The following is a 26,465-nucleotide window of genomic DNA, read 5'->3' as shown; positions in this document are numbered from 1 at the left end:
TACTAATCTCCTAACCTAAGCCTTTGATATGGCGCCAAATGGGCAGGCCTCAAGACAGGCGCCGCACTTAATGCATTCCTCGTTATCAATGTTATATACTTTTTTCTTTTCACCGGAAATCGCTTGTACCGGACATAACTTAGCACAAATGCTGCAACCTGTACAGGTTTCTTCATCTATGGTGTAGATTAATAAGGCTTTACATACCTTAGCTGGACATTTTTTATCTCTGATATGGGCTTCATATTCATCTCTGAAATAACGAATGGTTGAAAGCACAGGATTTGGAGCCGTTTGTCCCAAACCACAAAGCGCTGACGCTTTAATGCCTTCTGCTAAGTCCTGTAAGCGCTCAATATCGCCTTCGATTCCTTCTCCGCCGCAGATCCGTTCAAGAATTTCAAGCATTCTTTTGGTACCAATACGGCATGGAGGGCATTTACCACAGGATTCGTCCTGGGTAAAGTCAAGGAAGAAACGGGCAACATCGACCATGCAGTTGTCTTCATCCATAACGATGAGACCGCCGGAACCCATCATCGAGCCAATGGCGATCAGGTTATCATAATCGATGGGTGTATCTAACAGTGCCACAGGAATACAACCGCCGGATGGACCACCGGTTTGAGCAGCTTTAAAGGCTTTACCGTTTGGAATACCACCGCCGATTTCATAGATGATTTCTCTCAGGGGTGTTCCCATTGGAATTTCCAATAAACCGGTATTGTTGATTTTTCCGCCTAATGCGAATACTTTTGTTCCTTTTGATTTTTCAGTTCCCACAGAGGCAAACCATTCAGCACCGTTTAAGATGATTTTTGGAATATTTCCGAAGGTTTCAACGTTGTTTAAAACCGTTGGCTTTCCGAAAAGGCCTTTGTTCGCCGGGAATGGCGGACGCGGACGCGGTTCCCCACGTTTACCTTCAATGGAGTTCATCAGAGCGGTTTCTTCGCCGCAGACAAATGCCCCGGCACCTAAACGAATTTCCAGATCGAAGGAGAAATCTGTTCCGAAAATTTTCTCGCCCAATAAGCCAAATTCTTTTGCGTCATCAATTGCGATTTGAAGACGTTTTACGGCAATTGGATACTCGGCACGTACATATACATAACCTTTGTTGGAACCAATGGCATAAGCTGCAATGGACATCGCTTCGATAACAGCATGTGGATCGCCTTCTAATACGGAACGATCCATGAATGCTCCCGGATCTCCTTCATCAGCGTTACAGCAAACATATTTTACGCCGTCAGGTGAAACAGCGTCATGTGTAAATTGCCATTTCATACCGGTTGGGAAACCTCCGCCGCCACGGCCGCGAAGACCGGAGGCTTTAATTTCGTTGATAACATCCTGTGGTGTCATGGTCAACAGCACTTTTTCAAGAGCCATGTAACCGTTAACGCCAATGGATTCTTCAATGTTTTCCGGATCGATAACACCGCAGTTTGCTAAAACAATACGTTTTTGTTTTTTAAAGAATCCCAGTTCATTTATTGATAATGGATGCTCGCCATCGCCTTTTTCTGTGTAAATCAGTCTGTCCAGAGGACGACCTTTTACTAAATGTTCCTCAACGAGTTCGGCAATATCACTGGCTTGAACTCGGCTGTAGAAGGTTCCTTCCGGGTAAACTATTACAACTGGACCCAGTTCACACAAACCAAAACAACCGGTTCCAACAACTTCGACTTCTTCGAGAATATTGTTTTTAATTAATGCCTTTTTAAATTCTTTCGCTAATAACCTGGAACCAGAGGAAGTACATCCTGTGCCTCCACAAATCAGTATCTGTGACCGTTTATATGCCATCTGTTCTTTTCCTCCTCTATTAAGACTTAACTTCAGGACTGATGATTTTACCATCGACAACTGTCATGGTATATTCATCAACAACTTTTCCTGAAGTCAAGTGTTGTTCAACAACTTTTTTTACCTTTTCAGGGGTCATATGAATGTATGTAACTTTTTCGCCATCTGGATTGTAAACTTCAACGAGTGGCTCTAAACGACAAGAACCGATACATCCGGTTTGAGCTACAGTGACATCATTTAAACCATGAGCAGCAACTTCTTCCATGAGCGTAACCATGACCGGACGGGCGCCGGCGGCGATTCCGCAAGTTGCCATTCCGACGACAACACGGTAGCCATTTTTGCCTTTTCGTAAATTTATTTCATCTTGTTTTTTTTCTCTTATCGCTTTTAATTCATCTAAGGACTTTGCCATATTATTTTTCCTCCGTTATTTCTTTAAGACCGTTTTCCACAAACTCGCGTATCCAGTTAAGAATATCGATTTCATTAAGGGAAATGACTCCCAGGGCCTCTTTTAATTCTTTGCCATCAAAAATAAATGATCGATCATCATAGTGATGTTCGTAAATAAGATCCGCCACTCCAAAAGACATCACCATACAGACAATCGTATCCGCCATGTTTCCAAGGGGTGCACAGTCAATATGGTCTCTCTGAAATAAAACATCAACCTTTGTTCCAACCCCGACCTCTGATGTAATCTCCAGAAAACCTTCACAGGCAACTGCTGCGGCTTTAAACAGGGATAACCCCAAACCCACTTTCCTGGTGGTTCTGGATGTCACAAAGGGATCGGTTATTGTCCGAAGCTTATCCGCCGGAATACCGATGCCATTATCCTCAATAATAATGGTCAGGGTGTTTTCAGCCTTTGATTCAATGATCTTCAGCGTCACCAGGGTTGCTTCCGCTTTGATTGAGTTTTGAGTAATGTCCAGTATATGCAGTGCTAACTCTTTCATTCTGTTAAATTAGTATTTCGACAGGATACCGGGGATATCATTAACCCGTAAACTACCAAACACATCTTCATTAATCATCATTACCGGTGCCAAACCACAGGCGCCGATACAACGTGTTGCGTCAACTGAGTATTGTCCGTCTTCGGTTGTTTCACCGAGGACCGTTCCAAGAATACTATTGACTTTGTCAATAATAGGCTGGGCTCCTCTGACATAACAGGCAGTTCCCAAACAAATTGCGATCTGATATTTTCCTTTTGGTTTCAGTGTAAACTGTGAATAGAATGTTGCCACGCCATAAACTTCTGTCAGGGGAATCCCTAATTCATCCGCTATGGTTCTTTGTAGTTCAAGGGGCAAATAACCGTATTCTGTCTGGGTTTCCTGCATAATCTGCACTAAACACCCTGGTATATCTTTCTGTTTAGCCACAATTGCCTTAACTACATCCAAATTTTCAACCGGTATTAATTCAGCCAATTTTTAAAACCTCCTAAATAAGTAGTGCAAACCTTTACGCTTTTGATTGCATATTTTTCTAACGTGGTCATTATAACACATAAAAATACGTTCCGTGTTATGTTTAACAGATAATTTTTTACCATTTGGCACTTTTTTTTTTACGGAAACCTTAAAATCCACTCTGAATACGGGTGGAATTTTTACCCAAGATACTGAATGAGGGTTGATCGCCGCATATCCTTGAGATTTAAGAAGTATTCTCTTTCCGCCATGTCTTCCAGCCGATGGGCATCTGAGCCATGGATAAACTGATAGTCTTTAAAAAACAAAAACTTCTTTTTAATCCCTTCAATGGGTTCGTTCTTAGAAACTTCACAGGTTTTGATGGCTAATTCCGGTGGTACAAACCCCAGGGAAGCAATGATACTGTAGGATTTTCTGTCAATGTGGGCCGGAACAATAATCCCGCCAATGGCGGTGACTGTTTCCCATAGTCTGTTGATGCCAATGTCTGTGGCCGAAATCAGGAGTTTGTCCACTTCACCGATGATCCTGTCGTTTTCGTCCATGATGGTCTGACTCCCAAAATATTCCTTCTTATTCATAATGTTCGGAAGATGGGCATAAAGGATTTCATCCAGTTCCATGGCACCTTCCAGTGTTGGAAAATAAGCCAGTACATGGGCTTCTTCTTTTGTTGTGACCTCAATCCCCGGGAGAATGCAGATCCCTTCTCCAATTTTCCTGGCGACGGTCATAACAGCAGGTAGATTTTTACTGGAATTATGATCAGTCACTGCAATAAAGTCAATGTTTTTTATCAGCGCCATATTCACAATATTATTAGGGGTCATTTCATCTTCCCCGCAGGGGGAGAGTGCGGAATGAATGTGCAGATCAACGGCTACCCGTTCCATTTCCTATACGCCGGCTTTTCCCAGAACTTTACAGGTCTCATAAGCATTGAGATCAGTGGTAATAATGGGAATTTTTTCGGTGGTGCCGCGTTCGATGGTACCGGCTTCCACCTCTGCACCTTCGGGAATAATCACACAGGTCATTTCCAGGAGGGTTGCCACCGCAATAATGTTCACATGGGTTTGGATGGTGACCCAGGCACAGTTGTTTCCGGCATTGGCCATAACCCAGCTTAACAAATCCCCGACATAACCACTTTTAATGTCACCCTCGATCCCAACCTCTGCATTGAGACATTTAAAATCACTGTTTTCTAATAATTCACTAACCTTCACTGTTTTTCTCCTTTACTCCACGTTATTTGTATCGTTGGTTTTTCCGGTGGGATGTCCCACCTGCAACAGCTCATTGGTTAAAACGGATAGCTCCAGAACTCGATCTTTGAGGATAAAGACACAATCGATTTCCCTGGCTTTTCCGGTCACAATATCCTCTGCCAACGCCCGGCAACCCGGAGCACCGCAGGATCCGCAGTCCAAACCTGGAAGTTTGCTTTCCAGTACTTCGATCTCTTTCATTTTTTCAATGGCTTTATGCATGTCCGGATCCAGTGGTTCAGAACTTCTTGGGTTGATGAGCTCTTTAATATGCATCATCCCGGAATTGTAAACCTTTTTTACATACTCCTCGGGCATATGAATAATCGAGGTCTGTTTAGCCTGTTTTGCCCGTTCCTCGATATACATTTTTGCCACGTAGTTATTTTCCACGGTTAAGCACCCTCCGACGCAACCGCCGATACAGGACAGGCCTTCAAAGAACTCAATAGTGTCCAGTTTTCCGCATTCGATTTCCTCAAGGACGTTAATGACGTTTTGAATCCCATCCACATGGAGGATATTTTTATTTTTTAAATAGTTGCTTTCTCCCCCCGAAAGGGCCCAGCTAAAGGATTCCGGGGTTGAATTGTGAAAGCCTTCCACAAGCTTACAATCTTTCAGATAGCTCGAAATGTCGTTGTACACATCTTTAATGGCAATGGCTCCATCAATATTAGCAAATAAATCATCTTTGCTGGGTGAGGGGTTATTGACCATGGTGGCCTTTGCAGCGCAGGGGGTTAAGAAAAAAATGCCCACGTCACTGTTCTTAATCTTTGTCTGTTCCTTTAACCGTTTTCTGACTAATCTGGCGGTTAATGCCATGGGCGATTTCAGGCGGCAAATGTTTTTGGTCAGTTCCGGAAATCGCACTTGAATGAGCTTGACCACTGCCGGACATGCGGATGATATGAGTGGTTTGGGATATCGCTTGGCATAATATTCATATTTCAGGGCTCGACCCACCACTTCTGCACCAAAGGCGACCTCCACCACCTCATCAAACCCAAGGGCTTTAATGGCTGATAAAATCTGATCCATGGAATATTTGAGTTTAAATTGCCCGATAATAGCAGGGGCAGGAATTGCCACCTTGTATTTATACTCATTGATCATTGATATCGGATCGGTTTTTGCTAACTTAGCGTCATGCGGGCAAATGCGAATACATTCCCCACAGTCAATACACTTGGACTCCGTGATGAATGCTTTCCCGCCGCGAACCCTGATCGCCCCGGTTGGGCAATTCCTGAGACAGGTGGTGCAACCCAGGCATTTTTCCTCATCCAGATAAACAGAGTGGAGTAATTTTTCCATAATCAGTCACTTTCCTTTCTGAAATTATTTAGATGAAAAAGTTCATGACAATTTTTGTTCCCACATCAATTTTCGAGCTTATTTCAAAATTATCGGCGTTCCTTTCCATGTTCGAGAGCCCCATCCCGGCACCAAAGCCCATTTGACGAACTTCATCACCGGCGGTGGACCACCCTTCTGTCATGGCCGTCTGAATATCCGCAATCCCCGGGCCATCATCCTCAATGGTCAGGGTTAATATTTTTTCACCGACAACCAGTAAAATCTTTCCCCCCTGAGAATGAATGGCAAGATTCATTTCGCCTTCATATCCGGCAATGGATATCTTTCGGATGATTTTATTGCTGACTCCCAGCTGCTGAAGGGTACTTTTGATTTTCCGTGAGGCTTCTCCGGCTTTATCAAAATCACCCCGTTTAACTTCAAAGACCTGTTCATAGCTCATCTAACGTACACCCAGCCAATCCATTTTTATATAATAATCCACAGGATTCAAAAAGAATGAGTCGTGTGGTCATCACCAGAATATCCATTTCCCTTGCCATAGTCAATACATCCTCGTTTGGAATCTTGCTTCTTACAAAAACAATGCTCCTCATATTTGCCATCTCAACAGTATTGAGTACCTGTTTATTCACAAGGCCTGTCAGCAGAATTGTGTCCTCTCTGGCAAAGCACAAAACATCACTCATGAGATCACAGCCGAAGCCCGAAAAAACTTCATCTTCAAGATGGGTTTCGCCTGATAAAACAACGGCATTGAGTATATCTCTTATTAGGCTTAATTTCACAAATTCACTCCCCTTCATATAGCAATCTTTCTTCTTAATTCATTGTAAAGGATTTCCTTTAATTTAAGTGATAATTTTAGGGTAAATTATCACTATTTTTTTTCTCTTGTCAGGATTTTTACCGGTTTATCCGAAAAGGTAATGATGTCCTGGCAAAGCCGTTCAATTTCTTCCCGATTGTGACTCACAAAAACCACCGTACGCTGGTTTCTTTTCCATATTTCCAGGAAATCAGTCATGAGTTTATTTTTTAGCGCATAATCCAGGCTGCTAAACGGTTCATCCATCAGCAAAATTTCAGATGGGTAGAGGAATGCCCTTGCAATGGACACCCGTTGCCGCATGCCGCCGCTTAGCTCCCGGGGATAAAGTTCCCCTACGGTTCCGAGACCCACCACCTGGAGCATATCGTTGATGACCTCTTCGTAGGGTCCCTTTTTTTTAATCGATTTTTGTTTGAGTACAAACCGAAGATTTTCTCGAACGGTTCGCCATGGCAACAAACGGGGCTCCTGAAAAATATAGGAAATAGCCTGGAAATTAACCCCTTCAATCGTTCCTTTGTCCGGGGTTTCCAACCCACTGCAAAGGTTAAGTAGGGTGGATTTCCCGGACCCTGATGGTCCTAAAATACCGGTAATTTTATTTTTATCAAGAACCAGATTGAAATTTTCAAAGATGACCTGGTCTCCGTAGGCTTTGCTTAAATTCTTTATGGTAATGGACATTAGTCTACCTCCCCTCTTCTCGAACGCCTGATAAAATATAAGGTTACTTTTTCAATAACGTAACTGCATATTACAATGACCAGGGTCCATGAAAAAAGCAAATTGGTTTCTAAATAAATTTTTGCATAGTAAAGGTTCATTCCCACCGATGGCAGGGCATTGGCCAAAACCTCGGCGGTGACGGTAACCTTCCACCCCAAACCAATGGCACTCATCAGTGCGGATACCCAAAAAGGTTTGATGGATGGAATATAAATATCCCTTATTTTTTTACTTTTTGAAACATTATAAACTTTTGCCATTTCCAGAAGATCCGGGTCGGTGGAGCGTACGCCCTGAACCACGTTTGTCCAGGCCACGGGAAAACAGATGAGGAAAGTGACTACCAAAGGCACCAACCCGGAGGCAATCCATAAATTAATCAGAATGATTACCGAAACTACCGGCAGGGATTTAATGGTGGTCACAACGGGATTCATAATCTCGTAGAAAAGCTCATTAAGCCCTCCCACCAAACCAAGGACCATTCCTAAAAGCATGGAAATAGCAACGCCTCCGAAAACCCGGAGCAGGGTAATGCCAATGCTGACAAAAAACTGAAAATCCCCTGCCAGGGTAAAAACGCCCTCCAGGGTTTCCAGTGGGGACGGCAGCACCAATGGGCTGTTTACCCACTGGGCTGCCAATGCCCAAAGGAGCACCCAGAAAAGGGCGACTCCTGTTTTAAAGCTTGCTTTTTTGAGCTTTATTTTTTGTTTATTTTCCAAAACTGTAGAAATCTTCACCAGGAACGTTTCCTCCGATGGATTTTGGTTCAAAGCTTGCTAAAATAGTGTAGTATTCATTCAAAGAGGCCTTTGCGTCCTTGGCTGAAATAAAGACAATGTTACTTCTGGGAATGGCTTTTTCCGCCAGGGCTGGGTCCGTCATAATCCCGGCGGCCACAATGTTTTTGGCACCTTCCACAGGATTCTCATTCACACTCTTCACGGATTTTTCATAGGCGGTCATGAATTTTTCAACCGCTTTCGGATTGGCGACTGCCCATTCTTTATTCACAACCAAACAGCCCATTTCAAGTTGAGAGCCGTTGTTTGCATCGGCCCATGCCTTTGTCATATCAACGACTGACTTAACACCTGGGTTCTTTGTGGTAACCGTGGTTACAAAGGGTTCCGGTATCATGCCAATGGTCGCTTGTCCTGATGCTAAAAGAGTTGCAGCCTCGCTATGCTCTGCCACGTAATTAATGGTAACATCCACCCCTGGTGTCAACCCATTTTTCTGCAGAAGATAGTTCAGAACGTATTCCGGGGTAGAGCCCTGGCCGCTGGCCACGATGGTTTTCCCTTTCAGGTCCGCGATGCTGGTAATGCCTTCAGATTCATCCGCTGCAATATAAAGAACCCCCAGGGTATTCACGGCGCCTAAAATAATTTTACCTTCGGTTTTATTATAAAGCACTGCTGCCAAATTGGTGGGAACCGCCGCAATTTGAAACTCACCGCTGATCACACCGGCGGTCACTTGATCCGGAGCACCGGCGACCGTAAATTCCGTGGTAATGTTTTCTCCAAGATCCACACCGCCTACAATCATTTCTGCCATGCCCATACCTGTTGGGCCTGCAAGGGTTGCGACCTTCACGGTTTGTGGTTTCGCTGGAGCCGATTGACATGCACTCAGACCAAGGGCAAACACAAGTAAAACGCCTAAAACTGCCATCCATTTTTTAGTATTCATTTTCTTTCCTTTCTGAATTAACCTTAAACATCATGATTTAATTTTTTCACAACTGAATCGTATGGTAATCAACCCCTAGATCATCCAGGATTTTACCTTCGTCCTGGCCGCAGGTAAACAGAATCACCTGCTGCCTTTGACTCAGTCCTGCCAATAATTTAAGGGCCTGGGTTTTTCGTTCATTATCATACCGTGCAAAGGGTTCATCCAGAATAAAGGGCATATCCCGGTCAAGAACATCGCTGATACCATAACGAAAAGCAAAGTGTACCTGATCCATGGTTCCGGCACTTAACTGTTCGGCATCCCTAAAATCCCCGACCAGCGGATCCACAACCTTCACCTTCATGGTTTCGTCAATTTTGACCCCCTCGTAATGTTGGGTAATATCTCCTAGAATGGTTCCAATGCGCTGGTTAAGCTCTGGCGCTGATTCCTGGTGGGTTTCTTTTTGAATTTTTTCAAGGATTTCAAGCGCGGCGTCACAGGCCCGGATTTCTAAATCGCAGGTATCAATTTGGGCATTCAATGTTTTAAGGGATTCACTGGTTTCTACGGGAAGACTGACGCCTTCCATCAACGAATTGTTTTCCCCTTCCAGGCGGGCAATTTCTTTCCCCAGTCTCAGCAGTTCTTCTGCCTGTGGTGCGGCATTTTCCCAAAGGGGTTTTCCCGCCGCATCCTTTTTAGCGTTCACTGTTTCATAAAGACCTTTGAGCAACTGAAGATTGGTGTTAAAACGGATCTTAAGCTCTTCCAAATGCTGGCTTTTCTGGCAGCCTTCGGCGTACTCCTTCACTGATTTAACGCCGACCTTTGACAATTGGACACAAAGCTCTTTTATGATTCCCCGGCGTTGCTCAAAAAGAACTTCGAACCCTGCCTGACGCCGGGATTGCTGAACCGTTAACAGTTCACCTTCGTTTTTCATTTGCTCCAGTTCTTTTTGGATTCGGGATGCTTTATTAAAATAATTGTTGAATTCTTCCGGTGTGTTAACATGATATTTTTCAAGAATTGACAGCTGAATCCAACTATCTGATTGATCCAACCGGTCTTTTCTATTTCCGGTAATGATAACTGCCACAAAAACAGCGCCGATGACCCCAACCAGGGTCATGGCAATTCCAAGGGTCAGCAAAACATTTTCAAGACTCTGACTTAGGCTCAGGGTGCCATTCATCATGGATCCGGCCAGCCCGATGCCGCAAATGATTAATGCTGCCAGAAGAAAACCAATTCCTTTTTTTGATTTTTTTTTGGTGTCTTCCGGCAATTGTATATTTTCTTTAATTGTTTCGTAGTCTTCGGTAATATCTTCCCAGGTGTTCCCGTTGAGATAGCCGCGTTTGGATTCTTCTTTTTTTCGAATTGTTTTAAGATGGGATTCCAGATCATTCATTTCTTTCTCAATATAATTCATCTGATCACTGAGGCGCTCAATTTGATTTTGAAGGGCCTTGAGACCTTCTAATTTCTCATAGCTGAAACATTCCAGTTCTTCCCAGCCTTTGATTTCTTTTGAAATCCGGGCATTTTCTTTTTCGAGTTCGGAAATTTTTTCATAGTTCTGGAGTAGTTCTCTTTTATGATTCACTTCTGTTTTTTGATATAAAGAATCATTTTCTGATTCAATTTTTTCCATTCTCTTTTGATAAAGGACGATCAGTTCCTGATTTGCCGCCACTTTCAGGTAAGCCTCGTCGCCTTCTTTAAGTGCCAGAAGAAGTTCGTCGCGTTTGCGAATGGCCAGGCCAACCTTTGACTTGCTTTGACCGGACCGGCCAATGTTTTTCTTTTTTTCTTCAAGACGACGGACAATGCCTTTAAGGTTCATGTCTGTGCCGTCTGACTTGAGCATTTTAAGATAGCATTCTCTGATTTCCTCTTGAGGACCGGGTTCTAATTCCACTGGCAGCTGCCTTATGTTTACGGTATTGTTGTAAATGCCGGGGGTCATTTCAAGTTCTGCCAGCGGCAGGTGCTGGCGGATGACGCTATCGTATTTAAAGCTATCGGTAATGTTTTCACCGGTGGCATTGTCATAAATAGTCAGGCTGTCTTTTCCTCTTAAAAAGTTTCGTTCCAGTCGAATTTCCCGGCCATCAACTTCATAAATCAGGGAACCGCTATAATCGAATAGCTCCCATGGCAGGTATTTTTCATATTCGGATGCGTAGGTTTTCTTTTTTCGATAGGGCTTGTAAAAGCCAAAATACATACCTTGAATAAAGGCTTGAGCGGTTGTTTTCCCGGCTTCATTATTCCCCTGAATCAGGTTTAATCCAGGCTCCAGAGCAATGGTTTTATTATTGAATTTTCCGAAGGCTTTCATTGTCAGTTTTGTTATTTTCATCTTAAAACACCTTCTCCCACCATAGCTTCAATGCTGTAAACCAGGGCTTTTTTTCTGACTTCCGGATCCGGAATGCTTTCCAGGGCTTCTAAAAACTGTCCCACTGAGTTGTTCTTATTTTCCCGTAGAAATTGTTCAATATCAATTTCCAGCTCGAGCATTGATGTATCTGTTTCCACATAATAAAAGTCATCCTCTAAATCATCGTTAATCCATTCGAGCTGTATTTCCGGATCAATAAAGCCGGTGAAACAAATCCGGTAGAAGTCCTGATGCCTCTTTTTCTCATTGTCACAATTCAATACTTTTTCGATGATATCATTGTATGAATTTTCCGGTGTGACCTGTATTTCTCTTCTTTGATAGCTTCTGGAAGGAATGGGGTTTAACCCACTGGTTGTGGTGAACTGACGGTTGACGTAATCGGTTTTTATCCGGGAAACCAGAAAGCCATGGTCGCCGGTTTCGCCAAAATGCAGGGGTACCGGAGAACCGCAATAGGCGACGTTTCCCGGTGCCATACCCGGCTTATGAATGTGGCCTAATGCAATGGCATCAAACCCTTTGCTTTCCAATAGCTTCAGGTCAAGGGGCAGATAGGTTCCCTGACCTCCGATTTCGCCGTGAACCAATAAAATGTTGTACCTGGTATCTTCAAGCTTTAAAGAATTAAAGGATCCTTCCGGAAACTGCCGATACTGGTTTCGCACCCAGGACATTCCGAATATTTCTGTGTTTAATGTTTCAATATAAACAGAACTGAACCGGTCTTCTTTAAATATAAAAACATTTTTCGGCCAGATTGCCTTATTATAAGGAGAATTATCTCCGTGATAATCGTGATTTCCGGTGATAATCACCACTTGTGTTTCTACCAGTGAACCAAAGGCTTCTGCTACCCGTTTGACATCCATGGATAAAACGTTGACTGAATCAAACAGATCTCCGGCAATTAAAATCAGTGGTATTTTCATTTCTTTTGCAAACTGAATCGTAAATTCAAAGGCTTTCCAAAGTTCTTTACGTTTATTTTTACCATAATAATTTCCCTGTTGTTTAAAGCTAAAGGGCCGACCCAGGTGAAAATCACCGGTGTGTATAAATGTTGTTAGCATCCTTTATGCCTCCTCTATGTAAATTTCATAACTTTTAAAATTTGTCGATATTTAATTATATCACTACTTACAGGAGGATACAGTGAATTTCTGTGATTATCCTTAATTTACCAAAGGTTTCTTGAAAAATAGAGAGGTTTTAAAAAGCGGCTTTGTAAAGGGCCATGATCTCTTCTTTAGTGGGAGTCTTGGGATTGCCTCCGGTGCAATAATCATTCAGGGCCATATCGGCAAGAACATCAAGATCTTCTTCTTTGACCCCAATTTCACCAAGACGTGAGGGCATGCCAACATCATTGGAAAGCTTTCTAATGGCGTCAATGACCAAACCATTAATTTCTTTGAGTTCCCGATGGCTGACATCAATTCCCAGGGCAACAGCAATGTCTTTCAGGCGATTTCCGAGGACATCTGCATTAAAAGCCATCACATAAGGAAGAAGGATGGCGGTACAGAAACCATGAGTAAGGTCATAAAACCCGCCTAATGGATGTGCCATGCCGTGAACAATGCCGAGCCCACTGTTGGAAAATCCCATTCCGGTGACAAATTGGCCATAGGCCATTTGATCCCGGGCATCCAGATTATGTCCATCGGCCACAACCGTCCTCAGGTTGGCTGAAATGACTTTAATGGCTTCCAGATTGAAAAGATCGGTGAAGGCGGTTGCACCGGCGGCGGTGTAACCTTCAACCGCGTGGGTAAGGGCATCCATTCCTGTTACCGCTGTTGGCGTCGCCGGTATATTGAGCATGAGTAAGGGATCATCAACGGCAACGGTTGGCATACAGTTGGGATCAGCAATAAACATTTTTATCTGTCGTTCCTCGTCGGTAACAACATAGTTCATGGTTGATTCACTTGCGGTTCCGGCTGTGGTATTTATGGCAACGATGGGAATGGATTTGTTGACTGTTTTGCCAAAGCCTTCGTAGTCACGTATATCTCCGGGGTTTGTTGCGAGAATCGCAATCCCTTTCCCTGCTTCCTGTGGCGAACCGCCGCCGATGCTAATGACATAATCGCATGCGTTATCAAGGAGCGCCTGATAACCATCATTGATATTGTTAAGGGTTGGGTTGGGTTTTACATCCGAGAATATGGCGTATGCAATCTTTGCAATATCTAAAATATCAAGTACCTTTTGAACCACACCGAATTTGATGAGCCCTTTATCTGTTACGATCAGGGCCTTTTTAACGTTGATGCGCCTGATTTCAGGAACGATTAATTCGATTGCACCGGGGCCCATAATCACGATGGGTGGGAAATAATAGGTTTTTGCCATAAGAGCACCTCCAAGTTTTATTCATATAAGGTAATTGCTAGGGTATCGTGAGCTTCGCTGTCTAGTTTACATAAACAATTTTTCCACTATACGTCGGACAGTTCTTTGAACTGTTCGCCTATACGTTACAAAACTGTTTATGTAAACTGACATCAAAGCAATTTACGATTGTGTATATAAATTTTGCAATTATCGGTTATTCATATACTTGATTATATGCCAAAGCATTCCGGGAATAAAGGAATTTTTATCAACTATCTTGTGTTTATATTTCATTAACATGAAATTATGATATAATACATTAAATTAATTGTTTGATTTTAATAAGTCGAACAATAGTAGAACGGAGTAAAATGATGAAAAGTATCAGTATTATCGGCTCCACCGGTTCCATTGGAACCCAGGCTCTGGAGGTTGTTTCAGAAAACAGTGAATCCCTGAATGTGGTTGGATTGTCCACCAATACCAGTATCGGTTTACTGGAAAAGCAAATTGAAAAATATCATCCTGTTTTGGTGTGCGTCATGAATAAAGATTGTGGCCTCATTCTTGAAAAGCGTCTCCGGTCCAAAGGTAATACCGTTGCGGTGGTCACCGGCATTGAGGGACTCATTGCTGTTTCTACGGCACCCGGTATTGATATGCTGCTGACGGCTGTTTCCGGAATGGTTGGCCTGCAGCCAACTCTTGCTGCCATTGATAAAGGCATTGATATTGCCCTGGCCAATAAGGAAACCCTGGTGGCCGCGGGAAAAATCGTGATGGAGGCAGCGGCGGCTAAGGGTATTGCCCTTCTTCCGGTGGACAGTGAGCACTCTGCCATTTTCCAATGCCTTATGGGTAATAAACACGAGGAAATCAGTCGGATTATCATTACGGCCTCTGGAGGACCTTTCCGTGGAAAAACATGGAAGCAGCTTCAATCGGTTTCCCTTGATCAGGCTCTTAAACACCCCAACTGGTCGATGGGACAAAAAATCACCATTGATTCCGCCACTTTAATGAATAAAGGGTTGGAAGTGATTGAGGCCAAGTGGCTTTTTGATTTACATAATGAGCAAATTGATGTGGTGGTTCATCCCCAGAGCATTATTCACTCAATGGTGGAATATGTGGATCACTCAACCATGGCTCAGCTTGGAATGCCGGATATGGCTCTTCCCATTCAAATCGCTTTTTTCCACCCGAATCGCATTCCCAATGAACGTCAGTCCCTGGATTTTCACCAGATTCGTGAATTAACTTTCGAGGAACCGGATCTTAAGACATTTCCCTGTTTGCAGTTAGCCTATGATGCCTTGGAAGTTGGCGGTTCCATGACCTGTGTTCTTAATGCTGCCAATGAGGTGGCGGTGGCTCGTTTCTTAAATGAAGAAATCCGTTTTGTGGATATTCCCCGTATTAACCGCATGGTTATGAATAAGCATTCAGTGATTGCCAACCCATCTCTTGAGGATGTTCTGGCTTCGGATGACTGGGCCAGACAGATTGCCATGGGAATAAAATAATCCCACGCAACCATAAAGGGCAATTATTTATCTTTGTGTGCTGCAAGATCGGACAGGCTACGCCTGTTCGCCATGAGGCACACAATTAGATAAAATAATTGCCCTTTATTACTTTAATCTGTTGATAACTGGAATTTCGAAGGCTATTATCAATCGCCTGCTAACCTTGAGCTTAAACACTGCCGTAGGGGCGAATAATATTCGCCCCTACGGCAGCAAAACAGGAGCAGTGACTAATTTGCCGCTGCTCCTGTTTATTATGTGTTTATTTATTTTCAGGATTCAACATATCCTGTGCTTCAATGAACATTTTTTCCAGGTGTTCTTCCGGATGATTTTTAGTTGCCCATCCAAAGGAAACCGATAAAAAAATTTCATTCATTTTATTTTTGTCAATCGCATCCTGCATACGCTTCACAATCAGTTCTGCAACATCTGCATTGGTTTGTGGCAGTAAAAGCACAAATTCATCTCCGCTAATTCTTGTGACACTATCAACTGACCTGGATACATTTTTTATAATTTTCGCAATGGTCACTAACAGCTTATCCCCCATTGTAAACCCGTGTGCATCATTTGTGTTTTTTAAGCCATTTACCTGGACCAGAATCAGTGACATCGGACAATCTTTTTCTGTGTTTAGTCGTACTAATTCCTGTTCATAGAAACTTCTGTTATGCAATCCAGTGAGTTGATCGAAATAACTTAAGATTAATGCCTCTTCGTCCGCTTTTTTTCTTTCGTTAATATCACGGCTGACCCCGACAATTTCTATTTCTCCATCGGCGTTGACCCGGTATTTCATTGAAACTTCAATCCAGATAATACTGCCGTTCTTGCAAAATTGTTGAATCTCACTGATGTAATTTTTCGGATTTTTGGGATCAGCTCCAAACTCATCTAAATTTTTTCTGATTTCTTCATTGAATTTGATTAATGATTTTGGCGTTAACGATTCTTCCAGACTTTGGTTCATTGCTTCTTCAACCGTAAACCCTCTTTGTTGCATAATTCCCGGACTGATATAGGTGAATCTTCCTTTATCCAAATTTAACGCCCATATGACATCCGAAGCATATTCAGTGAGCAGCCGATATTTTTCTTCGCTTTGTTTTAAGGCATCGATCGCCTTTTTGCGATCGGTGATATCAATCATCAAATTCAGGATAGCCGGCTGGTCATTCCATAGGATCTTGATCCCATCAAATTCTACCCACCGAACCTCTTTATTTTTTTTGACAAGCCTAACTTGGAACTTCGTGTTTTCTTTCTCTCCCATGAATCGTTTTCTGTGAAAAATGCTTACCCTTAAACTGTCTTCGGGTCTGAATAAATCCAGGAAGGGCATTGATATCAAATCTTGAGTATTATACCCGGTTAATTCCTGTGACTTTGGGTTTGCTATTTTTATTTCCTGGTTTTGAATCACCATAATCGATTCCACAGCTTTTTCAAAAAGAATTTGGTATTTCTTCATATCAAAACCTTCGTGTTCATTTTCAATGATGGTATACTGGCCTTCTTTTAATTTAAATTTCTCATGTAATGCTTCATCTCTCATCTCCATGCCCCCCCCTTTGTGATATTGTGATATTGTGATATTGTTCGTACCCTAAACGGCTTCAAATTAACTTTTTGTAAAAAAAAACAGTTTGAACTTTATCAGGCTGTGAACTAACCCAATCATAGTCATTGACAAATTCTCGATAACCGTTATTTCGATTATATCATGCTGGTATTTAGAAAAACAGTCTTAAATGAAATTAATTTTTCTGATTTAAGTAATATCATTTGCTAAAATAATTGTCATAAAATATAATAAATCTGATCGGAGAAAAATATGAAAATTAAAGCTTATACACTAAATGCCTTTGCTAAAACAGCTGCAGGCGGGAATCCGGCGGGGGTTGTTATAAATAACCATAACCTCTCTGATAATGATATGAAAAAGATTGCCGCTAAGCTGGGCTTAAGTGAAACGGCCTTTGTTCTCAGGTCCGATTGTGCGGATTTTAAAGTACGGTTTTTTACGCCTAAAGAGGCGATTGATTTGTGCGGTCATGCCACTGTGGGAACCTTTTCCGCACTTACAAGCCTCGGAATCATTAAGCCCGGCCTTTATACCCAGGAAACCAAAGCCGGCATTTTTAATGTGGAAGTCAGGTCAGATCTGTCAATCATGATGAATCAAAGGGTTCCCGGTTTTTATGAAATAATCAATCGGTCGGAAATTGCCGATTCCTTGAATATTACTACCGGTGCGATCACTGCAGATTTGCCGGTGCAGATTGTTTCAACGGGGTTAAGGGATATCCTTGTTCCGGTTAAAAACATTAAAATCCTTGATTCCATTAACCCGGATTTTAAAAAGATAGCAGCAATCAGCCGGAAATATCAGGTCACTGGCTATCATGTGTTTAGCCTTGAATCACTTAATCATTCAAACGCCCAGTGCCGAAACTTTGCTCCACTGGTTGAGATCCCTGAGGAGTCTGCAACCGGAACCTCCAGTGGCGCCCTGGCCTGCTATCTGTTTAAATACGGAAAAGTCAATGCTATTGCAGCGAATCATCTCGTCTTCGAACAGGGTTACTCGATGAAAAAGCCATCGGAAATAATAGTTTCTCTTGGGATTGAAGATAATGAAATTATTGAAGTTAAAGTCGGCGGTAAGGCATTGACTTTGACTGAAATTGAAGTTGAATTTTGACACTGGGCAAACGTTTGTATGTGACACTAAACGTTGGTGTGAATGCCCGGGTTTAACGGGCGGGTAATACCCGCCCCTACGGGATAATGCGAAACCTCGTAGGGGCGATTATTAAGAATTTTTAAGCTCGATGTTTTCTTTAACCCATTCCAGAGCGCTGTAGGCATCGTCCGCATAGCCATCAGCGCCAATTTCTTTTGCAAACTCCGAAGTTACCGGACCTCCCCCTACCATGATTTTTATTTTAGTGAATTCTTTGGTGTTTTGTTTTCGAATTAAGTCGATAACACATCGCATTTCATTCATGGTTGTCATGAGTAAGGCACTAAGCATGACAAAGTCCGGCTTGTATTTTATGATTGATTTCACGAATTTTTCACCGGTTACATCCACGCCTAAATCAATCACATCAAAATTGTTGGCTTCCAACAATAAACTCAGCATGGTTTTTCCAATGTTATGAATATCCCCGTGGACGGTACCTATGACCACCCGAGTTCGACCCTTTATCATGACCTTTCCATCAAGTCTGTCTTGTTTTTCAATGGCTCTCAGTGCGGCATTGGCTGCTCTGGCCGATAAAAGAACATCGGTTATAAAAAAATCATCGGTCAGAAATTTTTTACCCACATCTTCAATGGATGGAATAATTGCTTCTTCTATAATCCTTTTTGTTGGCACCCTTCGCAATGCATATTCCTGAATTAATTCCTGAGCTCGTGGAACGTTGCCGCTATAAATGGACTCCTTAAGATCTTTAAACATATTTTCTCTTCCTTTAGCTTTTTAAAGCAATCTTTTCCGAAACTGAGTTGGGGTGATTCCCTCGTTTTTTTTGAATACCTTGCTAAAATAGCTTGTATCTCCAAAACCCAATTTTTCAGAAACATCTGCCACACTGTTTTTAGGATTGTGCAATAATTTTTTGGCTGTTTCCATTTTCACTTTTGTAATATACTCAATAACGGTACATCCTAATACCTCTCTGAAAACATGACTGAGATAGTACTGACTGATAAAAACAGCCTCTGCCACATCCAAAAGGGTAATATTTTTTCTTACATTTGAACGAATATATTCCGTTGCTGAATCCACAATTTGTTTTGTTTTAATCGAGGTTTGATTCCCCTCGAGTAAATCCATATAACTGTTTAGAATGATACAAACCCAACTGCTGATTTCCGCTGCATTGTCCAGGGTATAAATTTCATTAATGACTTTGGTATTAAGATGAATAACCTCAGACATCTCTGCTCCTGTTTCAATCACTGTTCTCGAAATCATAATGATTAGCTCAAGTACCATTGTTTTAAATAATTCCAGCTGTGTAATGTATTTTTTCATAATATCGGAAATGCATCCCAGAAGAGCCTGGTAAGCACCATCCCGATCTAAAATCGCAATTTTTCCTAATAGCTCTTTTTCTTTTTGGAGTTTATATTGTCCATACATGACGTCATTGGATTTCAACAGTTCCTGATGCAATCTTTTTTTCTCTTTAATTTCCTGATTCAGTAAAGACTGATGGTACATGATTTCTTTTTTGTGTTTCTTCGTTTCATTGTAGCTGTTTACAATCTGATTTGCGACCAGGTATAATAAGGATGCTGCTGCATGAACCTTGTTTGAGCTCACCACTTTTAATTCTGATGCGCTTTTTACCAAAGCCTCAATGTCCAGACCTTTGTTCTTTTCTCCCAGCTCCTCATAAAAAAAATCGTCTGGCTCCCACATAAGAATATTTCTGCAGATAATAATGCCTGAATATTTTTCATCAATCAGTAAAGGGGCTGCAAAGGCCAGAATTCCTGCATGGCACATGAAGATATAAGGCTCTGCGTATTTCATCGCCTGAAGGCCTGCGTTTTTATAACTGAGTTCACATTTTGTTTTACCACCAGGGGCTTTTTGAACAATCTCACAAAAGCTGACACAATTGGCACCGTCACCGGGTAATATTTGTTTTCCATTGATGTCCAAAATAACCGCATTAAATTCTGTGGCGCATTCAAAGGCATAGAGTATCTTTAATAATATCTCTTTAAATTCCTTATTTCCAAAATTTTCAATTTTATCCATCATTACCTCATTTTATGACAATTTTAACGCATGATACGCTAAATTTCAAGAAAAAACTCAAAAGAGAGGCATCCATCAGATAACTGAGGAATGTCTCCTTTCGGCGTTAGCGGTTTTAGTACCACTTTAATCCTTGGTATGTTCTTTCTTTGCATAGAGCCAAATAGGAATGAAAAGAAAAAGTAATAAAAACCCAATCAATGCCGGAACTAAACCATAATCCAGTTTATTTATGTAAAAAATTCCAGCTAAATATAACGGAATATTCAGTATACTGCAAGCAAGGGCAATATATTTCCACCATTTTGGAGCTAGTATTTTCTGTTCACCCTTCCCTTTGAAATAGGCAAACAGCGTAATGCCATTGGCAATGACATATCCCATTGCTGATCCAGCCACAATAGCAGAGGGAGTACCCACAAATATTAAGGCAAAATTTAAAATTGCAATTATAATCATGGCTTTAACAGGTGTACCGTGTTTATTCGTTTCAGCTAATACTTTCGGAAGATTACCCTCCAACGCCATTGACTCCATGGCTTTTGCGGATCCAAGTAAAGCGGTTTGAATGATTAATACCATTGCTGCCAACAGCATAATCAATGTAATGGCGGCGCCTGCATTTCCGAATGACATTTTTGCCATTAAAAGCATGGGTGAATAAGGTTCCTCAAGTATTCCCTGTATTCCCAATGTTCCGGTACAGGCAGTTTGGACTGCTAAAAATGTTATGAGACAAATAAATCCACAGGCAAACAATGCTTTTGGTAAATCTTTTTTGGGATTTTTATAGTCAGGACCATAAACTGCTGCGGTTTCCCATGCGCAGGCGCTCCACTGTGCCATTGCCAATATTCCTAAAAGGATCAGAATATGTGTGCCATCCCAACTCCAGGTTTCTGGAAATAAATTTCCAGTAATATTACTTAAATGAAATTGGCCCTTTATCACAGGTACTACCGAAAGAACGATGAGTGGTATCAGGGAAACGATTGCAAGAATATTCCCAATTGTAGCCCCACCTGATAAACCTTTCCAGTTGATAGCAATTAAAACGGTAAATATCAATGCTCCTGCCACAAGTGAAATGGTTTTATCGGAAACACCACTTAACACAGGGATCATGCCATGTAAATATTTACCTATCAGCAGTGAAAAAATTGCCAATACTGGATTCCAGGCCATCCAATATCCCCAGGAGCTAAACCCCCCTATGAATTTATTCATGTCATAATCTTTTGGATGTTTTCCTTTAAATACAGTCTGAACATAACCTGGCAAACCACGTGCTTCTGGATGCATTAGGGCAAAGTCAGCATACGCCATGTTTTGAAGAAATCCTTGTATGATTGAAATTAGCCAAACAATAATTGCAAACACTCCAACATAACCTGCAAAATACCCGATGCTTGGAAGTATCAACATCGGTACGCCTAATGCGATCACCAGACCTTGTTTCCAACTAATTTTATTTGAGTTTTCCGAGTTCATTTTTTTCCTTTCTATAATATGCATGAATACCCTGGTATTATTTACCAACAAATAAAATACACCGAATTGATCAATTACCTGTAATAATCAAATAAATTATTGCAGGTAATTTTATAAGACACTTGATTTTCAGAATTCTTTTAACTTAATTCACTCAAATAAAAGTAATCGTTGAATTGCTTTCCTTAAAAACGTCTTTTGCATAGGGAGTTATCATTGTTCCAGGGTGTAAAATTATCTCAGGCTCCACCACAAGCTGTTTTGCCAATTCATAAGTAATTAATTTCTTCTTGGTACTGTATTCAAGGTTTGAAGACGAGACTTTATTTTTAGACTCTTCAATCTTTTCTTTCTTTACAATTCCGGATGTTGTTAATTTTTCCTCTGAACTGAGTACACTTTCCAAAGCTACATAACTCATAATTCGAACTCCGCATCGGATTAATTGTTTTTCATATTCTCTGAAAATAGTGTAGTACAAAGGATTGGAAATAGCTTTGTACTGCCGATGTTCAATACCTTCTTCTATTATATAAACATGTTTTCCATTAAGTAAAAATTGGCGTAATGCTCTTGTTTTATCGTTAATGGCTATTCCGTTTACTGAAGAGGCTATTTCATCAATAGTAAGCTTACATACAACTAAAAATTCATATCCCGAAAATTCTTTTTTATCCTTGACATCATCTAAAAACACGGTCTCATATCCCGATATTATTACAGCGTCGCCATCACATTGAAGAAACTTTTTACTAGTAATCTCATCACATTTTACCTGATGGGGTTTTACTTTTTCCATCAACCGATTAAACACTTCATTGGTTATTAAATCAATGTCCATTTACTCACTCCTATCTTCTAGTTCTTCGGATTTTTTACGATTAATCCTAACATTCTTCCTTGAAGATTACAGGCATTTGCTTCATCATAGTCAATATGCATATAGGTATCGAAATGCTCTGAAACCCTAAGCTTTACATTTTTAAACATCATCGGACGATCTGTAAAAATTTCTACGTCAACGCGATCTCCATCTTTAAAAAACAGATTATCTGCATCTTCCATTGACATATGAATATGTCTTTCTGCTACCAGAACCCCCTCATTCAAATGCAACATTTTTCCGTTTGCACTTATTTCCAACCCTGGTGTCCCCTGAGTTTTACCGCTTGCTTTTACGGGCGCATTTATTCCCAGAATCTTAGCATCAGTTTTTGAAACCTCAATTTGTGGCTTGTCTCTTTCCGGGCCCAATACTACAACATTTTGAAGTTGACCTTTTGGACCTTTAAGCGTTACGCGTTCCTTACAGACAAATTGACCGGGTTGTGACAATGCTTTAATTTTTGTCAGTTTGTAATCCTTTCCAAATAATTTGTCGATTACTGCTCTTGTTAAATGAACATGACGTCCTGAAGCTTCAATTTCTACGTAACCCAATTTTTTAAACTTTCGGTAAATTTTATCAAAAATAATATCAACGTATTTTTCTAATTGATCACTCATTTGTTTCTCCATCCTGTATTAATGATCTAAATGCTTAAAGATGATAATATACATAACTGAAGATAAGCGATTGTACCCTTTTATTAAGTCACTCCTTGCTACAGTGCCATCCGTCAATTTAAAAGCTTCATAACAAGCTATTTCAGTCTTTCTAATCAACGCCCGGAGTGAATTCAGCAGAATCGGAATTTCTCCTATTTCATATGTAATATTAAATAAGTGTTCATGGCCAAAATATTTTTTAGGATTGTGGGACCTTTCTCTTATTTCGTTATGGTTGAGCCCTAAAATCTTAATTGTTTTTAGTGGTTCATCCAAAACTTCACTTCTGGACATTTCGCCGATATAATCGAAAACCTCTTGTAAATCTGAAACAAGGTCTTTTAATTTTAGTTCATTCGCTCTAATTTGAACCTTCATTATTTCAGCCATTAACAAATCCACTTCACCTCTGAGTTTAATACGTTTATGGTCCTTATTAACAAGCAGATTACCGTAAACCTGTGTCATATGCTCTGGCTTCTCGTCTAAATATCCGCCGCTTTCCAATATAAACTTACCTATATTATTTGCTGCCATCTCAGAAGCCTTTTCCAATACATTTGTAACTGGATTATCTATGATTTCATCAATCAAAACCAACTTTAATTTATGATCTGTTATCACTGATTTTGCTGAAGGCGTCAAAATGGAGCTTTTAGGGAGCCTCAATTCATTATTTTTAATAGTCTGTCCGGATTTAATGATTTTTTTCATTCCCTCTTCGGTTATTAGATTCATTGGTTCACTTCCTTAATTAAACTATAATAAAGCGCATGGCGTATTATTCTTGATAATTCAGGGAGACTTCAACTCCCTGAATTTCATTGAATATCAGTTTAATCCAACTAATTGTCTAAACCTTTTTCCTTTGGTAACATCTCATTTACATCGGCATGGGGACGTGGAATAACATGTACTGAAACCAATTCTCCAACTCTTTCAGCCGCAGCAGAACCTGCATCTGTAGCCGCTTTCACTGCGCCAACATCTCCTCTTACCATAACGGTTACCAGTCCGCTGCCAATTTGTTCTTTTCCAATTAAAGTAACGTTTGCCGCTTTTACCATAGCATCAGCTGCCTCAATAGCCGCAACCAATCCCCGTGTTTCAATCATTCCTAATGCATTTGTGTTTGCCATTTTATTTACCTCCCAGTAAAATTAAATATTTAATTGATTTTTTAGTTTTTCAAAAATTAAATCTGTAACCAGTTCCAGTCTATTCTCAATAGTTCTGTCCATTTCCGCTTCTTCGGTGGATTTTTTCTTTGAATGGTTTTTGCATTTACAATCCACGATGTTTCGTATTTCGTCCAGTTCTTTTATGCCATAGGCTACCCTCCGCAAGTTGAGTAAATTAAGGGGTGAAATATTATCTGAAGTTGCACTTCCACCAATCGCCCCACATCCTAAGGTTAAGGCAGGTGCTAAGTTGGTCGTTGCTCCAATTCCACCCAAGGCTCCAGGGGTGTTAACCAGCAATCGGCTTACTGGCTTCTTTAAAGCAAATTCCCTTATTCTTTCTTCATTCCTGGAATGAATGATCATTGTATGACCGGCACCTTCATTGCTTAAAATTTCAATTGCCCTTTTACAGGCCTTTGTCCAATCATCTTCAACATAAAAAGCTAATATAGGGCAAAGCTTTTCTCTTGAAAATGGAATTTTGTGTCCAACACTGGATTCTACGCCAATTAGAACTTTTGTATCTTCAGGCACATTTACTCCTGCCATTCCAGCAATGTAAGACGCCTTTTTTCCAACAATTTTAGGATTCATGGTCAGCTTGGGTGTTAACATTATTTTTTCCAGATGCTTCTTTTCTTCTGAGGACAATATATAACAGCCCTGTTTTTTCAATTCTTTTAGTACGCTGTTTTCAGATTCCTTTTCAACGATAATCGATTGCTCTGATGCACAAATAACGCCATTGTCAAAAGTTTTTGAGTCGATTATCTGCTTTACTGCAAGTGGAATATTTGCGCTCTTTTCAATAAAAGCGGGTCCATTCCCGGGACCTACGCCAATGGCAGGATTACCTGATGAATAAGCAGCTTTTACCATGGCTTCTCCGCCTGTCGCTAAAATTAAACTGGTATTTTCATTTTTCAAAAGTTCATTGGTGCCTTCCATTGTAATTTCAGTTACGCATCCTATACAATCCCCTGGCATTCCAGCCGCCACAGCTGCTTCCTTTATCACTTTTACGGTTTCGATAATGCATTTTTTTGCACTTGGATGGGGTGAAAACACAATGGAATTTCCAGATTTTATGGATATGAGGGTTTTATAAATAACAGTTGAAGTTGGATTTGTTGATGGAATGAGTCCTGCTACAACTCCAACCGGTACTGCTACTTCATATAGTTTTTTTCCTTTATCCACATTTACTATACCAACAGTTTTCATATCTTTTATACTGTCATATACAACTTGTGAGGCAAAATAATTTTTAATTATTTTATCTTCATAAACCCCAAAGCCTGTTTCTTCGTTGGCTGACTTTGCAAGTTTTTCAGAATTTTGCAATCCAGCATTTTTGATGGCTTCGCATATTTTATCAATTTCTGTTTGACTCATTTGGCCAAGTTTTACCTGTGCGTCTTTTGCATTTCTCAGTAACAGACGCGTTTCTTGAATTGATATAAGATCTTTGTCAACTAGCTGCACAATTTATTCCTCCTCTCTTTTTAATTCACTTAATATGGTTGATATAAGGTCAAATTTTCGGGATCTCTTAATTTTTTCTTTGCTCATACCTATCAGATTCATTTCACGAGCCAACTTTCTTAAGTTAGAAACTGTCATCATGTTTAACTCTTCTTCTGAATAATTCCAACTCTTAACTGCTTTATTTTCATTCTGTCCAAAGACTGTGTTTGTGTGAAAACATAGTTCTTCTTCTGATTCCTCCACACCTTCAATAAACGCTTCATCAATGTTTTGTTCTTTTGCATTATCGGGATTTTCATTAAGTCTTTTTTCTGTTTTAAGCATTTCTTCTGTTTGATCGTCCAATCTTGCAATGACCGTATGGTTTCTGTATCCTCCTACTGATTTTGCTGCCTCAACCCCTGCAGCAATACTGGCTGACACTGCCGCAACATCCCCATGTATCACTAGTGATACAATTCCCCCTGACATTTTTTCAGCCTTTACAAATTCAACTTCAGCTGTTTTAAGACATGTATCCAAGGCTTCAACAGATCCTACAAAGCCAAACGTATCAATGATACCGACGGCAATCAT

The 26,465-nt window shown here is 40.9% G+C and carries 27 protein-coding genes; 2 read left to right on the top strand and 25 right to left on the bottom strand.

Annotated features, from left to right (window positions below; genetic code table 11):
• Positions 1-15 precede the first annotated feature (15 nt).
• The 15 genes from nuoF to VIK44_RS00630 form a co-directional block, all read right to left on the bottom strand.
• Positions 16-1,815, bottom strand: a complete 1,800-nt coding sequence (nuoF, locus tag VIK44_RS00700; protein WP_331551903.1) for an NADH-quinone oxidoreductase subunit NuoF — start codon at positions 1,813-1,815, stop codon at positions 16-18.
• 19 nt (positions 1,816-1,834) lie between these two features.
• Positions 1,835-2,233, bottom strand: a complete 399-nt coding sequence (locus VIK44_RS00695; RefSeq protein WP_331551902.1) for a (2Fe-2S) ferredoxin domain-containing protein — start codon at positions 2,231-2,233, stop codon at positions 1,835-1,837.
• 1 nt (position 2,234) lies between these two features.
• Entirely contained in the window at positions 2,235-2,783 is a 549-nt protein-coding gene (locus VIK44_RS00690; RefSeq protein WP_331551901.1) for an ATP-binding protein, read from the bottom strand.
• 9 nt (positions 2,784-2,792) lie between these two features.
• Positions 2,793-3,263, bottom strand: a complete 471-nt coding sequence (locus VIK44_RS00685) for an NAD(P)H-dependent oxidoreductase subunit E (RefSeq protein ID WP_331551900.1) — start codon at positions 3,261-3,263, stop codon at positions 2,793-2,795.
• Between the two features lie 182 nt (positions 3,264-3,445).
• Positions 3,446-4,162: a PHP domain-containing protein gene (locus VIK44_RS00680; RefSeq protein ID WP_331551899.1), complete on the bottom strand. Its 717-nt coding sequence runs from the start codon at positions 4,160-4,162 to the stop codon at positions 3,446-3,448.
• Positions 4,163-4,165: 3 nt separating this feature from the next.
• Positions 4,166-4,498: an AraC family transcriptional regulator gene (locus VIK44_RS00675; RefSeq protein WP_331551898.1), complete on the bottom strand. Its 333-nt coding sequence runs from the start codon at positions 4,496-4,498 to the stop codon at positions 4,166-4,168.
• A 12-nt stretch (positions 4,499-4,510) separates the two neighbouring features.
• Positions 4,511-5,860: a [Fe-Fe] hydrogenase large subunit C-terminal domain-containing protein gene (locus VIK44_RS00670; protein ID WP_331551897.1), complete on the bottom strand. Its 1,350-nt coding sequence runs from the start codon at positions 5,858-5,860 to the stop codon at positions 4,511-4,513.
• Positions 5,861-5,888: 28 nt separating this feature from the next.
• Positions 5,889-6,305: an ATP-binding protein gene (locus VIK44_RS00665; RefSeq protein WP_331551896.1), complete on the bottom strand. Its 417-nt coding sequence runs from the start codon at positions 6,303-6,305 to the stop codon at positions 5,889-5,891.
• A complete protein-coding gene (locus VIK44_RS00660; RefSeq protein ID WP_331551894.1) occupies positions 6,295-6,651 on the bottom strand; it encodes a hypothetical protein in 357 nt (118 codons plus the stop codon). The genes VIK44_RS00665 and VIK44_RS00660 overlap by 11 nt, the downstream gene beginning before the upstream one ends.
• 92 nt (positions 6,652-6,743) lie before the next feature.
• The gene (locus tag VIK44_RS00655; RefSeq protein ID WP_331551893.1) at positions 6,744-7,379 is read right to left on the bottom strand and encodes an ABC transporter ATP-binding protein; all 636 of its coding nucleotides are present in this window, start codon (positions 7,377-7,379) and stop codon (positions 6,744-6,746) included.
• A complete protein-coding gene (locus VIK44_RS00650; RefSeq protein WP_331551892.1) occupies positions 7,379-8,164 on the bottom strand; it encodes an ABC transporter permease in 786 nt (261 codons plus the stop codon). Before VIK44_RS00650 ends, VIK44_RS00655 begins: the two co-directional genes overlap by 1 nt.
• Complete coding sequence (locus VIK44_RS00645; RefSeq protein ID WP_331551891.1) at positions 8,136-9,122, bottom strand: ABC transporter substrate-binding protein; 987 nt, start codon at positions 9,120-9,122, stop codon at positions 8,136-8,138. Before VIK44_RS00645 ends, VIK44_RS00650 begins: the two co-directional genes overlap by 29 nt.
• A gap of 46 nt (positions 9,123-9,168) precedes the next feature.
• A complete protein-coding gene (locus tag VIK44_RS00640) occupies positions 9,169-11,478 on the bottom strand; it encodes an ATP-binding protein (RefSeq protein ID WP_331551890.1) in 2,310 nt (769 codons plus the stop codon).
• Entirely contained in the window at positions 11,475-12,593 is a 1,119-nt protein-coding gene (locus VIK44_RS00635; RefSeq protein ID WP_331551889.1) for a DNA repair exonuclease, read from the bottom strand. Before VIK44_RS00635 ends, VIK44_RS00640 begins: the two co-directional genes overlap by 4 nt.
• A gap of 139 nt (positions 12,594-12,732) precedes the next feature.
• Positions 12,733-13,881 carry an iron-containing alcohol dehydrogenase gene (locus VIK44_RS00630; RefSeq protein ID WP_331551888.1) on the bottom strand — a complete coding sequence of 383 codons (1,149 nt, stop codon included), beginning with the start codon at positions 13,879-13,881 and terminating at the stop codon, positions 12,733-12,735.
• A 353-nt stretch (positions 13,882-14,234) separates the two neighbouring features.
• On the opposite strand from VIK44_RS00630, the gene VIK44_RS00625 reads away from it, so the two are divergent.
• Positions 14,235-15,389, top strand: a complete 1,155-nt coding sequence (locus VIK44_RS00625; protein ID WP_333783789.1) for a 1-deoxy-D-xylulose-5-phosphate reductoisomerase — start codon at positions 14,235-14,237, stop codon at positions 15,387-15,389.
• Positions 15,390-15,654: 265 nt separating this feature from the next.
• Here the strand turns inward: VIK44_RS00625 and VIK44_RS00620 are convergent, their stop codons facing one another.
• Complete coding sequence (locus tag VIK44_RS00620; protein WP_331551886.1) at positions 15,655-16,956, bottom strand: PAS domain S-box protein; 1,302 nt, start codon at positions 16,954-16,956, stop codon at positions 15,655-15,657.
• 273 nt (positions 16,957-17,229) lie between these two features.
• Between VIK44_RS00620 and VIK44_RS00615 the strand changes: the two genes are divergently transcribed.
• Positions 17,230-18,099 carry a PhzF family phenazine biosynthesis protein gene (locus VIK44_RS00615; protein WP_331551885.1) on the top strand — a complete coding sequence of 290 codons (870 nt, stop codon included), beginning with the start codon at positions 17,230-17,232 and terminating at the stop codon, positions 18,097-18,099.
• 111 nt (positions 18,100-18,210) lie between these two features.
• On the opposite strand, the gene VIK44_RS00610 is transcribed toward VIK44_RS00615, so the two are convergent.
• The 9 genes from VIK44_RS00610 to VIK44_RS00570 form a co-directional block, all read right to left on the bottom strand.
• Positions 18,211-18,864, bottom strand: coding sequence for a cobalamin B12-binding domain-containing protein (locus VIK44_RS00610; RefSeq protein WP_331551884.1), 654 nt, complete (start codon positions 18,862-18,864; stop codon positions 18,211-18,213).
• Positions 18,865-18,885: 21 nt separating this feature from the next.
• A complete protein-coding gene (locus tag VIK44_RS00605; protein WP_331551883.1) occupies positions 18,886-20,178 on the bottom strand; it encodes a PocR ligand-binding domain-containing protein in 1,293 nt (430 codons plus the stop codon).
• Positions 20,179-20,304: 126 nt separating this feature from the next.
• Positions 20,305-21,669, bottom strand: a complete 1,365-nt coding sequence (locus tag VIK44_RS00600) for an APC family permease (protein WP_331551882.1) — start codon at positions 21,667-21,669, stop codon at positions 20,305-20,307.
• A gap of 154 nt (positions 21,670-21,823) precedes the next feature.
• Entirely contained in the window at positions 21,824-22,510 is a 687-nt protein-coding gene (locus VIK44_RS00595; protein ID WP_331551881.1) for a hypothetical protein, read from the bottom strand.
• Between the two features lie 17 nt (positions 22,511-22,527).
• Positions 22,528-23,175 (bottom strand): phosphate propanoyltransferase, encoded by a 648-nt coding sequence (pduL, locus tag VIK44_RS00590; RefSeq protein WP_331551880.1) that lies wholly within the window; start codon positions 23,173-23,175, stop codon positions 22,528-22,530.
• Between the two features lie 18 nt (positions 23,176-23,193).
• Entirely contained in the window at positions 23,194-23,931 is a 738-nt protein-coding gene (locus VIK44_RS00585) for a cobalamin adenosyltransferase (protein WP_331551879.1), read from the bottom strand.
• Between the two features lie 131 nt (positions 23,932-24,062).
• On the bottom strand, positions 24,063-24,356 hold the full coding sequence (eutM, locus tag VIK44_RS00580; protein WP_331551878.1) for an ethanolamine utilization microcompartment protein EutM: 294 nt from the start codon (positions 24,354-24,356) through the stop codon (positions 24,063-24,065).
• 21 nt (positions 24,357-24,377) lie between these two features.
• The gene (locus VIK44_RS00575; protein WP_331551877.1) at positions 24,378-25,886 is read right to left on the bottom strand and encodes an acetaldehyde dehydrogenase (acetylating); all 1,509 of its coding nucleotides are present in this window, start codon (positions 25,884-25,886) and stop codon (positions 24,378-24,380) included.
• A gap of 3 nt (positions 25,887-25,889) precedes the next feature.
• On the bottom strand, positions 25,890-26,465 hold the full coding sequence (locus VIK44_RS00570; protein WP_331551876.1) for a BMC domain-containing protein: 576 nt from the start codon (positions 26,463-26,465) through the stop codon (positions 25,890-25,892).

Source organism: Acetobacterium sp. (assembly GCF_036508315.1).
Taxonomy (GTDB): Bacteria; Bacillota; Clostridia; order Eubacteriales; family Eubacteriaceae; genus Acetobacterium.
The sequence above is the reverse complement of the archived record's forward strand: the minus strand, read 5'-3'. Positions and strand labels throughout refer to the sequence as shown.

Excerpts from the sequence above, each read along its gene's own strand:
- VIK44_RS00635 (WP_331551889.1), bottom strand. The coding sequence starts at position 12,593 with ATGCTAACAACATTTATACACACCGGTGATTTTCACCTGGGTCGGCCC.
- VIK44_RS00665 (WP_331551896.1), bottom strand. The coding sequence starts at position 6,305 with ATGAGCTATGAACAGGTCTTTGAAGTTAAACGGGGTGATTTTGATAAA.
- VIK44_RS00645 (WP_331551891.1), bottom strand. The coding sequence starts at position 9,122 with ATGAATACTAAAAAATGGATGGCAGTTTTAGGCGTTTTACTTGTGTTT.
- VIK44_RS00615 (WP_331551885.1), top strand. The coding sequence starts at position 17,230 with ATGAAAATTAAAGCTTATACACTAAATGCCTTTGCTAAAACAGCTGCA.
- nuoF (WP_331551903.1), bottom strand. The coding sequence starts at position 1,815 with ATGGCATATAAACGGTCACAGATACTGATTTGTGGAGGCACAGGATGT.
- VIK44_RS00690 (WP_331551901.1), bottom strand. The coding sequence starts at position 2,783 with ATGAAAGAGTTAGCACTGCATATACTGGACATTACTCAAAACTCAATC.
- eutM (WP_331551878.1), bottom strand. The coding sequence starts at position 24,356 with ATGGCAAACACAAATGCATTAGGAATGATTGAAACACGGGGATTGGTT.
- VIK44_RS00680 (WP_331551899.1), bottom strand. The coding sequence starts at position 4,162 with ATGGAACGGGTAGCCGTTGATCTGCACATTCATTCCGCACTCTCCCCC.
- VIK44_RS00625 (WP_333783789.1), top strand. The coding sequence starts at position 14,235 with ATGATGAAAAGTATCAGTATTATCGGCTCCACCGGTTCCATTGGAACC.
- VIK44_RS00655 (WP_331551893.1), bottom strand. The coding sequence starts at position 7,379 with ATGTCCATTACCATAAAGAATTTAAGCAAAGCCTACGGAGACCAGGTC.
- pduL (WP_331551880.1), bottom strand. The coding sequence starts at position 23,175 with ATGAGTGATCAATTAGAAAAATACGTTGATATTATTTTTGATAAAATT.
- VIK44_RS00585 (WP_331551879.1), bottom strand. The coding sequence starts at position 23,931 with ATGAAAAAAATCATTAAATCCGGACAGACTATTAAAAATAATGAATTG.
- VIK44_RS00630 (WP_331551888.1), bottom strand. The coding sequence starts at position 13,881 with ATGGCAAAAACCTATTATTTCCCACCCATCGTGATTATGGGCCCCGGT.
- VIK44_RS00610 (WP_331551884.1), bottom strand. The coding sequence starts at position 18,864 with ATGTTTAAAGATCTTAAGGAGTCCATTTATAGCGGCAACGTTCCACGA.
- VIK44_RS00670 (WP_331551897.1), bottom strand. The coding sequence starts at position 5,860 with ATGGAAAAATTACTCCACTCTGTTTATCTGGATGAGGAAAAATGCCTG.
- VIK44_RS00620 (WP_331551886.1), bottom strand. The coding sequence starts at position 16,956 with ATGGAGATGAGAGATGAAGCATTACATGAGAAATTTAAATTAAAAGAA.
- VIK44_RS00640 (WP_331551890.1), bottom strand. The coding sequence starts at position 11,478 with ATGAAAATAACAAAACTGACAATGAAAGCCTTCGGAAAATTCAATAAT.
- VIK44_RS00605 (WP_331551883.1), bottom strand. The coding sequence starts at position 20,178 with ATGGATAAAATTGAAAATTTTGGAAATAAGGAATTTAAAGAGATATTA.
- VIK44_RS00695 (WP_331551902.1), bottom strand. The coding sequence starts at position 2,233 with ATGGCAAAGTCCTTAGATGAATTAAAAGCGATAAGAGAAAAAAAACAA.
- VIK44_RS00595 (WP_331551881.1), bottom strand. The coding sequence starts at position 22,510 with ATGGACATTGATTTAATAACCAATGAAGTGTTTAATCGGTTGATGGAA.
- VIK44_RS00570 (WP_331551876.1), bottom strand. The coding sequence starts at position 26,465 with ATGATTGCCGTCGGTATCATTGATACGTTTGGCTTTGTAGGATCTGTT.
- VIK44_RS00600 (WP_331551882.1), bottom strand. The coding sequence starts at position 21,669 with ATGAACTCGGAAAACTCAAATAAAATTAGTTGGAAACAAGGTCTGGTG.